At 38.7% G+C, this 16,218-nt stretch carries 18 protein-coding genes and 1 pseudogene; 3 read left to right on the top strand and 16 right to left on the bottom strand.

Translation table 11 applies throughout. The features are described from left to right. Positions 1-407, bottom strand: a pseudogene (locus B2R65_RS04845) (ABC transporter substrate-binding protein); the annotation flags it as partial. 267 nt (positions 408-674) lie between these two features. After that, positions 675-1,157, bottom strand: coding sequence for a YajQ family cyclic di-GMP-binding protein (locus tag B2R65_RS04850; protein ID WP_004588518.1), 483 nt, complete (start codon positions 1,155-1,157; stop codon positions 675-677). 150 nt (positions 1,158-1,307) lie between these two features. Here B2R65_RS04850 and B2R65_RS04855 point away from each other — a divergent pair, with 150 nt between their 5' ends. Together B2R65_RS04855 and B2R65_RS04860 are read left to right on the top strand one after the other, a co-directional pair. Then, positions 1,308-1,661 (top strand): VanZ family protein, encoded by a 354-nt coding sequence (locus tag B2R65_RS04855; RefSeq protein WP_064386896.1) that lies wholly within the window; start codon positions 1,308-1,310, stop codon positions 1,659-1,661. Further along, on the top strand, positions 1,654-2,556 hold the full coding sequence (locus B2R65_RS04860; RefSeq protein ID WP_273610685.1) for a ketopantoate reductase family protein: 903 nt from the start codon (positions 1,654-1,656) through the stop codon (positions 2,554-2,556). Before B2R65_RS04855 ends, B2R65_RS04860 begins: the two co-directional genes overlap by 8 nt. 26 nt (positions 2,557-2,582) lie before the next feature. Here the strand turns inward: B2R65_RS04860 and thiI are convergent, their stop codons facing one another. After that, positions 2,583-4,040 (bottom strand): tRNA uracil 4-sulfurtransferase ThiI, encoded by a 1,458-nt coding sequence (thiI, locus tag B2R65_RS04865; protein ID WP_004588521.1) that lies wholly within the window; start codon positions 4,038-4,040, stop codon positions 2,583-2,585. A gap of 97 nt (positions 4,041-4,137) precedes the next feature. Further along, complete coding sequence (locus tag B2R65_RS04870) at positions 4,138-4,791, bottom strand: TetR/AcrR family transcriptional regulator (RefSeq protein WP_004588522.1); 654 nt, start codon at positions 4,789-4,791, stop codon at positions 4,138-4,140. Between the two features lie 325 nt (positions 4,792-5,116). Between B2R65_RS04870 and coaD the strand changes: the two genes are divergently transcribed. Further along, on the top strand, positions 5,117-5,608 hold the full coding sequence (gene coaD / locus B2R65_RS04875) for a pantetheine-phosphate adenylyltransferase (RefSeq protein WP_054983183.1): 492 nt from the start codon (positions 5,117-5,119) through the stop codon (positions 5,606-5,608). 42 nt (positions 5,609-5,650) lie between these two features. On the opposite strand, the gene B2R65_RS04880 is transcribed toward coaD, so the two are convergent. The 12 genes from B2R65_RS04880 to argC form a co-directional block, all read right to left on the bottom strand. Next, positions 5,651-6,193: a hypothetical protein gene (locus B2R65_RS04880; protein ID WP_273610684.1), complete on the bottom strand. Its 543-nt coding sequence runs from the start codon at positions 6,191-6,193 to the stop codon at positions 5,651-5,653. Further along, a complete protein-coding gene (locus B2R65_RS04885) occupies positions 6,193-6,705 on the bottom strand; it encodes a hypothetical protein (RefSeq protein WP_286741382.1) in 513 nt (170 codons plus the stop codon). Before B2R65_RS04885 ends, B2R65_RS04880 begins: the two co-directional genes overlap by 1 nt. Then, entirely contained in the window at positions 6,698-7,216 is a 519-nt protein-coding gene (locus B2R65_RS04890; protein ID WP_273607298.1) for a hypothetical protein, read from the bottom strand. Before B2R65_RS04890 ends, B2R65_RS04885 begins: the two co-directional genes overlap by 8 nt. Beyond that, the gene (locus tag B2R65_RS04895; RefSeq protein ID WP_286741383.1) at positions 7,209-7,721 is read right to left on the bottom strand and encodes a hypothetical protein; all 513 of its coding nucleotides are present in this window, start codon (positions 7,719-7,721) and stop codon (positions 7,209-7,211) included. Before B2R65_RS04895 ends, B2R65_RS04890 begins: the two co-directional genes overlap by 8 nt. Next, on the bottom strand, positions 7,721-8,164 hold the full coding sequence (locus tag B2R65_RS04900) for a hypothetical protein (protein WP_286741385.1): 444 nt from the start codon (positions 8,162-8,164) through the stop codon (positions 7,721-7,723). The genes B2R65_RS04895 and B2R65_RS04900 overlap by 1 nt, the downstream gene beginning before the upstream one ends. A gap of 176 nt (positions 8,165-8,340) precedes the next feature. Then, a complete protein-coding gene (locus B2R65_RS04905; protein WP_286741387.1) occupies positions 8,341-8,832 on the bottom strand; it encodes a hypothetical protein in 492 nt (163 codons plus the stop codon). Between the two features lie 1,037 nt (positions 8,833-9,869). Beyond that, positions 9,870-10,079 carry a hypothetical protein gene (locus B2R65_RS04915; protein ID WP_256850743.1) on the bottom strand — a complete coding sequence of 70 codons (210 nt, stop codon included), beginning with the start codon at positions 10,077-10,079 and terminating at the stop codon, positions 9,870-9,872. A 310-nt stretch (positions 10,080-10,389) separates the two neighbouring features. Further along, positions 10,390-12,255: an argininosuccinate lyase gene (gene argH, locus B2R65_RS04920; protein WP_286741390.1), complete on the bottom strand. Its 1,866-nt coding sequence runs from the start codon at positions 12,253-12,255 to the stop codon at positions 10,390-10,392. 51 nt (positions 12,256-12,306) lie between these two features. Continuing rightward, complete coding sequence (locus B2R65_RS04925) at positions 12,307-13,509, bottom strand: argininosuccinate synthase (RefSeq protein WP_004588532.1); 1,203 nt, start codon at positions 13,507-13,509, stop codon at positions 12,307-12,309. Further along, positions 13,506-14,438, bottom strand: coding sequence for an ornithine carbamoyltransferase (locus B2R65_RS04930; protein ID WP_024034341.1), 933 nt, complete (start codon positions 14,436-14,438; stop codon positions 13,506-13,508). The genes B2R65_RS04925 and B2R65_RS04930 overlap by 4 nt, the downstream gene beginning before the upstream one ends. Before the next feature lie 7 nt (positions 14,439-14,445). Next, positions 14,446-15,213 (bottom strand): acetylglutamate kinase, encoded by a 768-nt coding sequence (argB, locus tag B2R65_RS04935; protein WP_096042142.1) that lies wholly within the window; start codon positions 15,211-15,213, stop codon positions 14,446-14,448. Further along, the coding region (argC, locus tag B2R65_RS04940; RefSeq protein ID WP_414704496.1) for an N-acetyl-gamma-glutamyl-phosphate reductase at positions 15,213-16,218 on the bottom strand (1,006 nt) is incomplete at its 5' end. The genes argC and argB, both read right to left, overlap by 1 nt.

Consider the following 16,218-nt stretch of genomic DNA (forward strand, 5'->3'; position numbering starts at 1 on the left):
CCCGCTTTTGTTAAAGCATGTAAGTCATCGAAATAGCTTTGCTTTTGGGCGTTTTGTGCCAGCGTATACAACTCATTTTTAGCAATAACATAAAAGCTCGTTTCCTGTAAGGCACTTCTTGCTACCTCAGGCACCCATTGCATAGCCATTAAAAACAACATGTCGAACTCCCCCCATTCGACCCACTTTTTGAGCCTTTTTACAGGCAAAGAGTTAAGAGTAAATTTATATTCGCTTTGAGAGTCATTGAGTATTTTTACAAACTCAGGCGCTAACCCTTGCTCTTTTTCGGCATTAATAATAATTGGAAAGTAACCGTCCTCTACCAACACATCTACATTTATTGGCTTGGCAAAGCTAAACTTACTGCTCGCAATAATAAGTATAAAAACAAAAAACTTAAGCATTTAAAGCCTTTAACAGTCGCTATTAAGTAATATTGATATTAAGAATAGCCTAATATACGCAACTGCGTGATAAGCAGGTTTAATAATGCATTTAAATAACGTTAAAAGAGTATGGAATAACAGTGGACTAATTTTACACAGGTAAAAGGGGTTTAGGCTTGCGGGTAAGTAAAGGCTGTAATTAAGACGGGGGAAAATGTGTGGCTAATATATTTAATAACCACACATTTAAATTTTCACTTTAAAATACTAAAGGCACTTAGCTAATTAATCGCGAAAGTTTTTAAACTGGAAAGGCTGGCCTAAATCTGCAGTGCGAACGACTTGCATAGCGGCTTGTAAATCGTCACGCTTTTTACCCGTTACACGTACTTCTTCACCTTGAATAGCAGCTTGTACTTTTACTTTTGAGTCTTTAATGGCTTTAACTACTTTTTTAGCCATGTCTTTCTCAATGCCTTGCTTAAGTGCAACATTACGAAACACGTTTTTACCAGCACGAGTGATGTCTTGCAGCTCCAAGCTTGCTACGTCCATACCACGCTTAGAAATTTTACCTGCTAAAATATCAAACAATTGCATAACTTGTGAGTCAGCTTCTGCTTTTAGTTTAATTGTTTTGTCGTTTAGCTCAATTGATGCGTCAACACCTCTAAAGTCAAAGCGCGTTTCTAGCTCACGGTTGGCGTTATCTACTGCATTTTTAGCTTCGTTCATTTCTACTTCTGATACGATATCAAATGAAGGCATTGGGTTCTCCTAACTATTAAATCTAAATTTATGCGCCGATTATAACGCTAAAATTATAAATCTTTACATTTTTCTGCCAGTTGTTCAGGTGCGATACTAATTTAGTTTGATATACTGCAGCCTCTTTTTTAAGCGGTTTTAGGATTTATCGTGACAAGGCGTGTTTACCAAGCAGTTTTTTTGATTAGTATTGTGGTGTTTACCCTCTTATTTGCCAAAGAAATAAAAGGCGGCGTTACGAACTTATTTCCACATGTTGATAAAGTTGCCCACTTTGGGATTTTTTTTATACTTGCCATCATTATGGATAAAGCCTTTAAATTACCGCTGTACACGCAAGTACTTTTGCTTGCGGGCTACGGTGCAGCAATAGAAATAATGCAAGATGCGCTTCCCTACAGGCAGGCCTCTTTAGGTGATTTTATTGCTGATTTTGCCGGCGCGGCCACGTACTTTTTACTAAGAACCATTTTTACTCCTCGAAAAAAGAACCCTTATGGCTAATATTCTTATTATTGGCGACGGCGCTATTGGTTTATTGCTAAGCCATTTTTTATCTAAAGCTCACACTGTTCATGTGTTAACACGCAAAGCCACTGCAAATACACGCTTTTATTGCAAAGCAAAACAGCCTTCGCAAAAAATTAATGCGCGGTTTATTACGCTTAAGCAAATTAATGAACAGCCCGGGTTTGATATTGTTATTTTTGCTGTAAAGGCTTTTCAGGTTCAATCGGCCTTTACGCAAGTTAAACCCTTTTTATCGCCAAGTAGTGTACTTGTTGTATCGCACAACGGAATGGGTAATGTTGAAACGCTCAATGAGCAACTCGATAAGCGACAAGCGTTGTACTTTTTAACCACCAGCATGGCTGGCTTTAAAACAAACGACTTTATAGTACAGCACACCGGTGAAGGTAAAAGCGTATTAGGTGCCTGCAACCCTTGCGCGCACAGTTATCACCAAGCAATGTGTGAGCAATTGCAAAACGTGCCGCAGCTAAGCTACTGTACTAATATTGAGCAGCTACGGTTTGAAAAACTATTAGTAAATATTGCCATTAACCCATTAAGCGCACTGTATGATATTAAAAATGGTCAGTTACGTGCCCCTTATTTTAATAGCATTATTTTTAACTTATTAACTGAGGCATGCCAAATAGCCCATGCTTTAAAGCTTGATATTAAACTTGCCGATGCGCTTAACAACGCTTACAACGTAATGATGCTAACCGCTGAAAACTACTCTTCAATGCATCAAGACGTAGCGCATAACCGACAAACCGAAATAGACGCCATTTGTGGCTATATTAGCCAACAAGGTAAGCGATTAAATATCAGCACCCCGCAAAACGATGCTCTACTTGCTAAAATTAAGGCAAAAAAAAGCGTGGTATAAACCACGCTCTAAATTACGGTTAACCTTTACGGGCGGTAAACTTTTACACCCGTAAAGCCTGCTTCATGAAGAATAAGCGCCTGTAACTGGCTCATAACCCCTCTTTCACAATACAGGTAGTAATCCTTATCTTTTGGCAGATCACCAAATTTAGTCGCTAAGCGGAAAAACGGTAAATGCACTACATCTATACCGTCAATCTCAAGCGGCGCTGCATCCTCTTCCTCTGGTGAGCGAATATCAACAACCACTGCACCCGCTGGTAAATCAACTACCGACTCAGCTTCTTTAAGTTCTTGCTTAGCTTCTACGTCTATATCACGCACATCCATAATGCGAGCATTTTCTACAACAGTATTAAGCACATCAAAGTCGAACTTTTCTTCTTCGGCTTTAATAACGTCAAGTTTAGCTTTAACTGTTGGCTTTTTAGAAATTACACCACAGTACTCAGGCATGGTTTCGGCCATTTCTGCCGTGCCAATTTTACGGGCAATATTAATAATTTCTTGTTTGTCGTGCTGAATAAGTGGGCGCAAAATCAGGGTCTCTGTTACGCGGTCAATCACACTTAAATTAGCTAAGGTTTGGCTAGAAACCTGACCTATACTCTCACCAGTTACCAAGGCTTGAATATTTAATTTTTCGGCTACTTGGCTGCCAGCACGCATCATCATGCGTTTTAGCACAACACCCATTTGGCTGTTTTCAACGTTCTCTAAAATTTCGGCTACAACCGGTTCAAAATCAACCGTGATAAATTTAACTTTATGAGTAGAGCTAAATTTTTTCCATAAATAGTAGCTGGCTTGTTTAACACCAATTTCGTGTGCTGCGCCACCTAAATTAAAGAATAAAAAGTGCGTGCGAGCGCCCTTACGGATCATCTGATAACTTGCTACACCAGAGTCAAAGCCGCCTGACATTAACGAAAGCACATCTTCTTGTGTTGGCAGTGGAAAGCCAGCCATACCTAGGTGAGTTTGCGTAACTATGTAGGCTTTATCGTCTTTTACTTCTAAGCGAATAGTTACTTCTGGGCGGCTTAACTTAACGCGAGCGCCTTCAACGTGCTGGTTTAAACCACCACCCACGTAACGCTCTAAGTCCGTAGAAGTAAAGTCGTGTTGACCAATACGCTTTGCGCGTACACAAAACGTTTTACCAACGATGGTATGCCCTACTAGGTCTATGGTTTTTTTATAGATATCGTCAAGCGTTGTGAAGTCAGTTTCGGTCACTTCAATAAATTGCACAATACCAGGAATGCGCTGCAAGCTATCGATAAAGTCTAGGCGTGTTTGTGCATCATCAAGCTTAGTTACAACAGAAATATTATCCCAGTTGTTTCTTACTTGTACTTTTTCGTCAACACGGCGCAATACAATTTTAATGTTATTTTCTAACACTTTAGTAAAGCGTTTACGTACCGAACGGCTTTTAATGGCAATTTCAGGATGTAGTTTGACGATAAATTTAAGCATAGTTCACTCTTAGACTGCGGGAATTCGCGCTCCCAGGCATTGGGCGCGCGATTATAGCAAAAATTTTTGCGTCTAGGAACTAACCAACTAACAGCAGTTAGGCAAGCGCTGGCGCTTGCTCTGCAAGTTGGGTGTATTTTTCACGTAACTGATTCATTTTAAGTATGCTTTTTTCGGTGCTGTAAGCCCTAAATAATGCTAATACTTTTAAAATGCCATGATAAATATCTTGCTCGGCTAAATTACCACTGAGCCTACGCGCTTTAATATACGGAGTCCAAAAACTAACGGTTAGTTTAAGCGTATGGGCAAGTTCGAGCGCATCTTGCTCTTCTATGGCAATCATTTCGTTATCGCGCAGGCCTAAAATAACTTGGCGAACCTGCTCTAATAAAGTTGACTGAAAACCAATGTAGGCTTGTTTTAAACTTTCATCCCTTGAGAGGATGTCGCCTAAGTTGTCGTAAAAAAAATGATAGCGCCACATTAGCTCAAATAATGAATCTAAATAAGCAGTTAAATGATCAAACGCATCATCGTTTGCTTCAATAGGTTTAAAATGAGTATGTAAATGCTCGCTGTAAAGCGCAAAAATATGTCGGATAATGTCTTCTTTATTTTTAAAATGATAGTAAAGATTACCCGGGCTCATCCCTAAATGTGATGCAATATGATTGGTTGATATTGCACGCTCACCATGTTCATTAAATAACGAAATACTGGTGTGTATTATTTTATCCTTAGTATTCATATGCGACGACTCAAATTAACTTATAAACTACATTACAATAAATATCAGCCTTGCAGTATAAACAAATCAGGCTGGTTTAAATACCATCATAATTTACTATTTTAAAAACGAGGTCTGATTATGCTCCACGCAGGCATTTGTATTAATGTGGTGCTGTTAACTAAAGTAAAGCCTAAGCAGCGTAATTACACTTTAAAAAATAGTAACGCATTTAAAGCACTTTCACTGATTAAATATCAAACATAAAAGATCAACCTGATCTCCTAGGCTGATTTGTAGAACAAACACTGATAGACTACTTAAAAAATAATAGTTAGTGAAATCTATGAACGTTACGGCAATCTATCCTGGTACCTTCGACCCGTTAACCAACGGCCACACCGACCTAATTCAGCGCGCAGCTAAAATGTTTAGCACGGTTATTGTTGCTATTGCTCATAACCCTTCTAAAAAGCCGTGCTTTAGTCTTGATGAGCGAGTTGATTTAGCCAACACTATTTTAGGGCATTTGAGTAATGTAAAAGTGATTGGCTTTTCAGGCTTACTAGCCGATTTAGCTTTTGATCATAAAGCTGATGTGCTTATTCGCGGTATTAGAGCGGTGTCTGATTTTGATTACGAATTTCAGCTCGCAAATATGAACCGCCGCCTAAATCCAGATTTAGAAAGCGTGTTTTTAACACCTTCTGAGCGCAACTCGTTTATATCATCAACCTTGGTAAAAGAAGTTGCCCGCCATAATGGCGATGTGAGCGAATTTGTAAGCCCACTTGTAGTGGATGCTTTAAAACAAAGGTTAGGCTGCGACGCAAGCTAAACAAACACAATTAGCGCACTTTAGGTGCGCTAATATACCTAACTACTTTTTAGCCATAGCTTGTAATTCATTGCGGTTAAATAAAGCACGTTTAAGCTTTACCAAGCCTAAAATATCTTTGTTTATAATTAATACTATTGCCATTATTAAGTCACTCGAAAACTGGCCAACCCCATAGACCCCCCATAACCACCAATAGTCATAACTAACCAACACCACATAATCGTAATGCATAGCCATGTGTAATGTTGCATTAAACGTTAAACCACAAAGAAGATAATAATAGGCTGTGGCGTTAGCATGTTTATAATTATAGGAGAGGCAAGCAAGCGTGAAAATGGTAAGTAAATCTGCAATTACTAAATCTAAATATATTGAGCCTGTAAGGATAAATGATGCTTTGAACATAAATAGGCTGAGCGTATAAGAGAGCATCATCACGAAAGAAATGTACATAATATGCTTATTGCGGCAGTTTATTGTACAAGCAAAATTATAAAGAAATGGAACTACAAAAGCCCATGTAATAAAAATACTTAGGTAGTCATTTACTGTGCTCAATGCCATAAATACATGTTGGAGCATTAATAAGCACCCATTTTTTTAACGAGATATTTTTTGACTTTTATTAACCCTAAAATATCTTTATTTACAAATAAAACCAATGCCATTACTAAGTCACTTGTAAGCTGCCCAATACCATAAAGCCCCCAAAACCACCAATACTCTATATTCCCAACAACGATACTATCGTAATGCATACCGTAAAATACAAACGCATTAAAACTTAGCCCCACGATTAAATAATAAAAGGCGATCGGTTTAGCTTTCGATAAAAAAATCATCCATATCATCAAAGCGATTATCGTAACTGCATCAAATAAGAACAAGTTTAAGTGAGGTGTGGCTGTTTGCGGGTCCATAACCATACTTGATGTATATGAAGCCATCATAATAAATGATATTTGGGCTAAACTTTTATCTGACTTATTTATGCTTGTAGATAAGCAATATAAAAATGCAAAAACAAACAGCCATGTAATTAAAATGGTTATGTAATCATAAAGATCAGCCATCGCCCATAACAGGTTATGCATATCGGAAACGCTTCAACTTTGTAGTTAAATAATTACTTAGCTTTACTAAACCTAAAATATCTTTATTAACAACTAAAACCAACGGCATTAATAAATCAGTAAAATACATGCCAAACACATAAACATTCCAAAACCACCAATAATACAATGTGCCACGCACTTCGATATCGTAATGCATCGCTAAAAACAAACACGCATTAATACTTAAGCCTGCAATGACATAATATAAAGATACAGGCATAGCTTCATTACTAATGCGTTTATAGGAAAAAATGACTCCTAAAGTAACAATGTCAAAATAAAAATAATATAAGTGCGATACAGTAACTGTATCGAAGAGAGTGCTAGAGCTATAAGAGATCATCATAATCAAAGATAAGTACACATTCGCTTTTTGAGAAGTATTTATACTTGCAGATAAGTTATATAAAAATGCAAAAACGAACAGCCAAGTAATAAAAATACCCACATAGTCTCTAATTGACACTAAATCCCAAAGAATATCAGCCATTTTGCTTCAATCTCATAACACCGCTAACCAACTTATCAGTAGCATGCACTAACCTTAAAAAATCCTTTTTTACGAAAAAAATACCAACCATGATGATATCCATCATATTAATAACAACTGTATAAACAGACCAAAACCACCACGGTTCGTAATTACCACGTACAAACACATCTATGTGCATAGCTAAAAATAATAACGAATTGATGCTCAAGCCAAATAATAAGTAAGTAGATATGCGCTTTTCAGGTAGGAAATACCGCAGAAATAAAATAAAAAATAAAGTGCCTACATCATAGCAAAACAGTTCTATGTAACTAATGTTGTAAATATCTATAACTGTACTTAAGCAGTAAGAAACTACCATAACTAAAGATAGCCATACAGCCTGTTTTGTTGGATTGTTAATGCTAGTTGTTAGTGAATATAAAAAGGCCATTAAAAACCCCCACTGCACTAACGCACCGATATAAACTGACACTTCAGGAGAGATTAGAACATTATTCACTATTGCGGTTTCTTAGCAAAGAACGAGTAAATAAGGTTTTTTAAATAAATAATTTTTAAAAAATCTCTATTGATAAACAGCACTAAAATCATGCTAAAATCTAATACCAATACTACCGTTACATAAAAATCATAAAACCACCAGTGGGTGTAATTCTGTAAAATATGACGGTCTAAGTACATACCCAGAGCTAAACACATATTTATACTCAGCCCAAACATAAGGTAGTTAAAGGCAATTGTTTTTTCTTTAATATATAAGTTCTGCACAAGTGCCAATACAACTAGGGTTATAGCATCTAATAAAGCAATATCAAAATAAGTAACTGTTTGAAAGTTGAAGAACATTCCTGGAAAATATGAAACAGCCATTATAAGCGAAAGAATAACTAATGCTTTAAAGCGTGAGTTAATAGATGAAACTAAAGAGTATAGAAATGCCATGAGAAATCCCCATTGCATAATAATACTTAATGTATGTGCAAAGCTTATATCTGAGATAAAAGAAATAAACCCCATCTTAAAAGCAAGCTCGGAGAATAAAGATCTCGAAATTCATTAAAACAACCATTTACTAAACAACCTGACTTAACACTAAACTTTTTAACAATTATTATTAATTACAAAGTTCTATTAAAAAACCAACTTTTAAACTTAACAAGACCTAAAAAATCTCGGTTAATAAAGCACACTGTGATCATGCAAATATTTACACTTCCTACCACAACCGTAAATACTGACCAAAACCACCAATATTCATAATATTTTGAAAAAGTCATATCTAGGTGCATTAAAAAACTAAAAATAATATTAATGCATAATCCTGCAGTGACATAATAATACGCTACCGGGTATGATTTAAATTTGAAGCGCTTTAAAAAGAGTAGAGCAAGTAATGTACATGCATCTAATAAAATAAAATCTAAATAAGTAGTTTGCCCATAATCAGTGAACAAACTTCCCGAATAGCAAATGCACATAACAAGTGAGATATATACAAGCTCTTTATCTGGCTTGTTAATCGAGTTTGCTAATGCATGCAAAAATGCAAACAAAAAACCCCATTGTACAATTGCTCCAAGATAAATTGCATAATTATAACTTACTGTCATTTTCCCCTCTATTTAATATAACGGATTGAGAGGGGTTTACCATTCGGTGGTTAACCACTAATGAAAGCATCATTAATACATCGATAAGGTTCACACCGATGGAGTAGGCACTCCAGTACCACCATGGCTCATAGTTATACAAAACGTATATATCATAATACAGAACCAACGTTAGCAAAGCATTGGTTGTTAATGCTAGTACAAGGAACAGAAAAGCTTTATTTCGTTTAAAGGCATTAAAGTACTGTAAAATTAACAGTGCCACAATTGTAATAAAATCGTAGAAGGCCCAATTAAGGTATAATATTTCTAGTAGTTTTATATAGCTGCTAAAAATATATGAGCAAAGCATAAGTGCAGATAAATACACAGGAGATTTATTTTCTTTGTTTATGCTGGAGACCAAACAAAAAAGGAAGGCCATTAAAAAGCCCCACTGGGAGAAAGCCGCTACATAATCCATTAGGGCTTCAGATAAGTACATTTAAGCTAGGTCGTGGGCTGTGTTTTTCTCGATTTAAACAATCGAGTTAATTTTCTTTTTATACCGTGTAGACCTAAAAAGTCCCTATCAACAATAAGAGCTATAACCATTAGCATATCTATAATATTTACTGCAAACTGATAAAGACTCCAAAACCACCAAGGTTCTAGATTTTTATTAATATAAACATCTAAATACATCAAAAAGAAAAATATAGAATTTATAGATAGACCTAAGAGTAAGTATAAAAAAGAAGGTGTAGTCTTTTTAATAATTAATGAAGCGATGATTAAGCATAAGATCGTAGATAGATCGTATACAGCCCAATCGAAATAAGTAGTGTCGTAATATGAGAACCAAGTAAAAATATAATCCGAAGCAGTATACGAAACCATCATAATGAAAGAGCTGAGCAGTAGTGTAGTATTCCTTTTAATATCTAAGGTATATATAAAGATATTGAAGAAGAACGCCATCAAAAAAGCCCACATTGAAAAGGCTGACAACGAAAACAGACCAAAAAACTCAGCTAAAAACATTCAAGACCTTGTAATTACTTAGGGCGAGTACCTGAACCACCTGACAGTATTGCAGCACCATTACGTTGGATATCTGCACTCGCAGCACTCATCGCCTCGTGAGAGAAACTTACTGTATCAGATTGTAGGGTTTTAGGGCTAGCAATTTGTTCCGCTGCAGGCTGTAATTGTTGTGTTTTATTGTATGCTTGCATTTGTAATTGGCTATTAGCTGAAACTTGCATGTGATTGATCCTTGTATAAGTTTTAATATTATTTGGCGCAACTTTTAATCACACCATCATGTAGGTAATTGCATTACCTGTTTTAAGCAGTGATAGCTATTTTGCTATCTGACTTATACAAAGCAACCAGCGTGCCAAGATTTTTTGACATACCCATAATATATGCTAACAAGGTATTTTATTCACACTAAGCCTTAAGTTAACCCTTGCAACTAAAGTGAAAACTCGCACCCCAAACTCATCTGACCAGCTTATTATACACATAAAAAAACGTACAGGGGTAACCGTACGTTTTTTATATCCAGGGAATTTAAGCCACGTATTTACACGGGATCTCCGCACGTGTACTTGGCTTTAAAATATATTCCATTGCTACTTCGTCACAGTTTTCTTTACGAAGGCAAAGTTCGCAATCTTTCATTACCTTCTCTGGTAACGATTCTTTACTACAAAAAGTAAAACGTTGCTGTTCAAAAAAGTCTGGCACACGGGTTAATACAATAACGCGATTAAGCGCCAATTTTTTGGCTTTTGCTAATAAGTGCTCTACAAGCTGCCTACCCTGCCCAGTTACCGCGCTTTGTGGATCTATGCCTAAAGAGCGTATTTCAGCAAGCCCCGTGTCATAAATGTATAACGATGCACATCCCGACACTTTGCCGTCTATTTCTGTTACTGCAAATTCGTTAATTGAATGCACCATGTCGCTTTTAGCACGCGGCAAGTTTTCACCTACCGTAGCCCAGTGCTGTATCAGCCTAGCAATATCTTCAACATCATCTAAATTTGCATCACGAACCGTTATTTGCTGTTTTTTTTTGGCTTCTTTAACCGCTTTGGTCACTTGTTTAATAGATGTACCGCCAAGCGCTTGACGAGCTTTAATACAGGCATCTATTTCAAGTACTGGGTAAACGTCATCTTCAAACACGTCATTAACCGATTTGTACTGCTCAAGCGAAAGCTCTTCAAGAGTTTTACCTTCGCTTATAGCAAGCTGCACAAGTACACCCACAATGTGGTGGCCTTCTCTAAATGGCACACCTTTAGCTACTAAGTAGTCTGCAAGCTCTGTTGCATTAGCATGGCCGCCTTTTGCCGCTGCAAGCGTTTTATCGCCGTTTACTTTTACGCCTTTGATACACGCTTGCGCCATGTGAATACAGGCAAGCCAAGTTGGCATAGCGTCAAAAAGACCTTCTTTGTCTTCTTGCATATCTTTATTGTACGCAAGAGGGAGTGCTTTTAAGGTCATCATCATGGCACTAAACGCCCCAAATACACGGCCAGTTTTACCACGAATAAGCTCTAGTGCATCAGGGTTCTTTTTCTGCGGCATTAACGATGAGCCAGAGGTAACATTATCAGCAAGCTCTATAAACCCGGCTTCACCAGAATTATAAAATATTAAATCTTCAGCCATACGCGATAAGTGAATCATAGAAATAGAAGCACAGCTTAAAAGCTCTACTACAAAATCACGGTCAGATACGCCATCAAGGCTGTTTTTAGTTGCGCCAGTAAAGCCTAGGCCTTGCGCCAAAGCTTGGCGATCAATTGGGTAGGCAGTACCTGCTAGTGCGCCACTCCCTAGAGGGCAAAAATTAAAACGCGCTTTGGCATCTTGCAAGCGGCTTTCATCACGCTCTAGCATTTCTACATAAGCCATACACCAATGGCTAAACAATACAGGTTGAGCACGTTGTAAATGCGTATAGCCTGGCAATATAGTCCCCAACTCGCGCTCAGCTAACGCCACAAACTCAGCTTTTAGTGCAGCAATTGCACCGAGCAAATGATCGGCAGTATCGCGGCACCATAATCTAAAGTCAGTGGCTACTTGGTCATTACGGCTTCGGCCTGTGTGTAGCTTTTTAGCTAAATCACCTACTTTTTCGATTAGTGCAGCTTCTACGTGCGAGTGAATGTCTTCTGCACCTGAGGTAGCCACTGCTTGTGGATCTGCTTTTACTTCTTCAAGCAGTTCATTTAGTGCTGCAACCAATTTAGTGTGCTCATCGCTTGTGAGTACATTTACTTGCTCAAGCGCACCTGCCCATGCCACAGAGCCAATAATATCTTGCTCTGCTAACTGATAATCGAACGGAAGTGAGTCGTTAAATTGTTTAAACGCCTCATCTGGACCCGTAGAAAAACGTCCGCCCCATAATGCCATGAAATCTCTCCAAACCCTGTAATGCCCCTTATACAAGGGGCTATAAATAATTTACTTTTTAGCCATTGCTGAAATTCTGCTCGAAAGCGAGAATAAACGAATAAAGCCTTCAGCGTGTGACTGGTCATATACGTCGTCTTCACCAAATGTAGCAAAGTCTTCGCTGTATAAGCTATTAGGTGATTTTTTCTGAACGGCTGTCACTTGGCCTTTGTAAAGCTTAAGTACAACTTCACCTGTAGCAAGTGTAGAAAGTGCTTCTGCACCGGCTAAAATAGAGTCTTTTAGTGGTGTAAACCAACGACCGTCATAGACTAAATGCGAAAATTCACCGCCCAGTACTTCTTTCCACTTACGGCTTGATTTATCAAGCACTAGCTCGTCAATGGCTTGCAGTGCCGCCATAATAACGGTACCGCCTGGTGTTTCGTAACAGCCGCGCGATTTCATGCCTACTAAACGGTTTTCTACAATATCTACACGGCCAACACCATGTGGCGCAGCAATGTCGTTTAATTTAACTAAACAGTCATAAGGTTTAAGCTGCTCGCCATTTACGGCAACCACTTCCCCCTCAATAACCGTAAGCGTTACATGCTCAGCTTTATCGGGTGCTTGCTCTGGTGAATTAGTCCAGGTCCAAACTTGGTCACTAGGCTCACACCATGGATCTTCAAGCTCGCCGCCTTCGTGCGAAATATGCCACGCGTTAGCATCACGGCTGTATATTTTTGTTGCTGAAGCAGAACACGGAATATCACGCTCAGCCAAGTAATCTAATAATGATTCACGGCTTGATAAATCCCACTCACGCCATGGTGCAATTACTTTTAAATCAGGTGCAAGCGCTGCAAAACATGATTCAAAACGTACTTGGTCATTACCTTTACCAGTACAACCATGCGAAAGTGCATCGGCACCTACTTTACGTGCAATTTCAACTTGCGCTTTAGCAATAATAGGACGCGCCATAGACGTACCTAATAAATAAGTACCTTCGTAAATAGAACCCGTTTTGAGCGTTGGGTAAATGTACTCACTTACCATTTCATCTTTTAAGTCAACTACGTAACACTCAGATGCGCCTGATGCGATGGCTTTTTCTTCAACGCCTTCAAGTTCTTCAGCGCCTTGGCCTACATCGGCAACAAAGGCAATTACTTCACAACCGTAGTTTTCTTTTAACCATGGCACGATAGCTGAAGTATCAAGACCACCTGAATAGGCTAAAACGACTTTTTTAATTGAACTCATAGGTGTTCCTTAACAAAATTTGGATTTAGTAATGTAACTAGCAGAGCATTTTGCGCATGCATGCGATTTTCTGCTTGTTGAATAATTTTTGATGCTGGGCCATCCATTACCTCAGAGGTAATTTCAAACTCACGGTGTGCCGGTTGGCAATGTAATACCGTAGTCGCACCTGTTTGTTCTAGCAATGCTTGGTTTAGCTGATAAGGCATGTATTTTTCTTTAACTTGCTCAAGAGGCGTATCATCGCCCATAGACACCCACGTATCTGCATATACAACATTAGCGCCTACAGCGGCTTCTACACGGTCGCTTACCATTACTGATGCGCCGTTCATTGCAGCAATTTGCTCTGCCTTTTTAAGAATTTGTGAATCAGGCGAGCTGCCTTTTGGTGTAACAGCAACAAAATCAGTACCTAGCGTTGCCGCTAATAACATAAGTGAATGAGTAACGTTGTTACCTTCACCTAAGTAAGCCACTTTTAGCTCACTCACATCGCCGTGTACTTCTTGCAGCGTTAAAAAATCAGCCAATGCCTGGCACGGGTGATATAAATCACACAAGCTATTAACGACAGGTACACTAGAGTATTCACCTAAGGTGGTTAACGTGCTGTGCTGGTTTACGCGCGCTACAATTCCATCAGCCCACGTAGAAATATTAAGTGCAAAGTCTTTTACAGATTCACGTGCACCCATAGCGCCGTTTTGCTGATCTAAATACACAGCGTGGCCGCCTAAACGGTTAATACCAATATCAAACGATAAACGCGTACGTAAACTTTGCTTTTCAAATAAGGTAACAATTGACTTACCCGCTAATACTTGGCTGTACTTTTCTGGCTTTGCTTTTAAATCACGCGCTAGTTTTAGTAAATTTAGTGCGCCTTGTTGGTCTAATTCTAGACCCGTTAAAAAATTCTCTAACATGATAACCCTATGGTGTAATTTTTGTTCCGACATGCTCGCCCTGTAGCAAAGCAGTTAAATTGTCTGGCTTTTGCCAGCTGGAAATATACACACCGCGTCGTAAATGTTGGGCAGCGTGCAGGCTGGTCTTAACTTTGACCTCCATTCCGCCCAAAATTACCCCTTCATCAATTAAAGTATCAATGTGTTTTGTGTCAAGTTGATGTAACGGCTGCTTGTTTGCATCAAGTACCGCTTCTACATCTGTCATAAAAATAAGTTCTGCATTTAAGTTGCTAGCAATCGCTGCGGCAGCTTCATCAGCATTAACGTTGTACCAGTTACCTTGCTCATCAAACCCAATAGAGCTGACGATAGGTAACCGACCAAGCTTAAGTAAATCGTTAACAATTGAATCATCATTACTTTCGCACTTACCTACTTGCCCAAGCGCTTTTAGCTTTTGAGACGCCATAACTCCGGCTTCATACAAACAAAGGCCAACAGGTTTATGGCCTGCATTAATAGCTTGGCTTACCAGCTGCTTATTTGCACAGCCAGCCAGCGCCCCCACTATGTAAGGCATTTGTTCACTTGGGCTAATACGCAGTCCTTGGTGCTTTGCACTAGCAAAGCCTGCTTGTTTTAGCCAAGTGTCAACTAACGAGCCACCACCATGAACAATAACAAACTGATTATTTTGATCAGCGTTTAATACATTAAACAAAGCTTTTGCCGCGTTTTCAGTATTAAGTACAGCACCACCTAATTTAATTACCCACGTTTTAGTGCTCATTAAAAGGCTCCTTTTAAGCCAGTGGTGTGATCTAAATTCATTGATAAGTTAATACATTGCAAGGCTTGGCCCGCAGCGCCTTTTAATAGATTATCTATCGCTGCCATAACAATCAGTTGAGAGCCTTGCTGCTGCCAACCAATATCAACATAGGGTTGTTTTACCACGCTTTTAATAGATGGCACTTTATCAGCTAACAAACGAATCAACGGCTCGTTATTAAGTACTTGATAAGCATCAGATACGTTTTCCTTGGTAACGCCTGGCTTCAGCTGTACATAAATAGTTTCTAAAATTCCACGCGGAAAGTTACCTAAGTGCGGTGTAAATAACACCTTGTGGCCAAGGTGTTGTTCAATTTCAGGCCCATGACGATGGTTAAATAAACCATACGGGGCAAGCGATACTTCACAAAAGTGAGTACCTACGCTGGCTTTACGCCCTGCGCCAGTAACACCTGAAACAGCATTAATAATCACTTTTTCATCACTCAACAAGCCTGCCTGTTGCAACGGCTTTAACGCATTAAGCGCAGCGGTTGGGTAACAGCCGGCTACTGCCACAAGATTTGCATTGGCAATTGCACTGCTATTCCACTCGGCTAACCCGTAGGCTGCTTCGTTTAACAACTCAGGATGTTGGTGCTCAAAACCATAGTAAGTAACATAGTCGTCGTTGCTGGCAAGGCGGTAACCACCTGATAGGTCAAATACTTTTTTACCCATAGCTAAAAACTGCGGGGCTAAATCAACACTTACTTTGTGATCAGTACATAAGCAGATGTAATCGGCACTCGAATTTATGTCATCAAACGCTGATTCGCTCAGTGGTAGTAGAGGAATATCAAGAAGGTTTCTATGCTCTGGGTATAAATCACTTAATAATTTATGTTTATCTAAACTTCCTTCAGAGACATAACAGCCCGATAACGTTAAATTAGGGTGCTTAGCAACTAAGCTTGCTAATTCTGCGCCGCTATAGCCGCTTGCGCCAATAATCGCTACA

The sequence above is a fragment of the Pseudoalteromonas sp. UBA2102 genome (assembly GCF_002331165.1).
GTDB lineage: Bacteria > Pseudomonadota > Gammaproteobacteria > Enterobacterales > Alteromonadaceae > Pseudoalteromonas > Pseudoalteromonas atlantica.

What these genes read in the sequence shown, in the direction of transcription:
- B2R65_RS04850 (WP_004588518.1), bottom strand. Translation starts at nt 1,157, where the DNA reads ATGCCTTCATTTGATATCGTATCAGAAGTAGAAATGAACGAAGCTAAA.
- B2R65_RS04860 (WP_273610685.1), top strand. Translation starts at nt 1,654, where the DNA reads ATGGCTAATATTCTTATTATTGGCGACGGCGCTATTGGTTTATTGCTA.
- thiI (WP_004588521.1), bottom strand. Translation starts at nt 4,040, where the DNA reads ATGCTTAAATTTATCGTCAAACTACATCCTGAAATTGCCATTAAAAGC.
- B2R65_RS04870 (WP_004588522.1), bottom strand. Translation starts at nt 4,791, where the DNA reads ATGAATACTAAGGATAAAATAATACACACCAGTATTTCGTTATTTAAT.
- coaD (WP_054983183.1), top strand. Translation starts at nt 5,117, where the DNA reads ATGAACGTTACGGCAATCTATCCTGGTACCTTCGACCCGTTAACCAAC.
- B2R65_RS04880 (WP_273610684.1), bottom strand. Translation starts at nt 6,193, where the DNA reads ATGCTCCAACATGTATTTATGGCATTGAGCACAGTAAATGACTACCTA.
- B2R65_RS04885 (WP_286741382.1), bottom strand. Translation starts at nt 6,705, where the DNA reads ATGCATAACCTGTTATGGGCGATGGCTGATCTTTATGATTACATAACC.
- B2R65_RS04890 (WP_273607298.1), bottom strand. Translation starts at nt 7,216, where the DNA reads ATGGCTGATATTCTTTGGGATTTAGTGTCAATTAGAGACTATGTGGGT.
- B2R65_RS04900 (WP_286741385.1), bottom strand. Translation starts at nt 8,164, where the DNA reads ATGGCATTTCTATACTCTTTAGTTTCATCTATTAACTCACGCTTTAAA.
- B2R65_RS04905 (WP_286741387.1), bottom strand. Translation starts at nt 8,832, where the DNA reads ATGACAGTAAGTTATAATTATGCAATTTATCTTGGAGCAATTGTACAA.
- B2R65_RS04915 (WP_256850743.1), bottom strand. Translation starts at nt 10,079, where the DNA reads ATGCAAGTTTCAGCTAATAGCCAATTACAAATGCAAGCATACAATAAA.
- argH (WP_286741390.1), bottom strand. Translation starts at nt 12,255, where the DNA reads ATGGCATTATGGGGCGGACGTTTTTCTACGGGTCCAGATGAGGCGTTT.
- B2R65_RS04925 (WP_004588532.1), bottom strand. Translation starts at nt 13,509, where the DNA reads ATGAGTTCAATTAAAAAAGTCGTTTTAGCCTATTCAGGTGGTCTTGAT.
- B2R65_RS04930 (WP_024034341.1), bottom strand. Translation starts at nt 14,438, where the DNA reads ATGTTAGAGAATTTTTTAACGGGTCTAGAATTAGACCAACAAGGCGCA.
- argB (WP_096042142.1), bottom strand. Translation starts at nt 15,213, where the DNA reads ATGAGCACTAAAACGTGGGTAATTAAATTAGGTGGTGCTGTACTTAAT.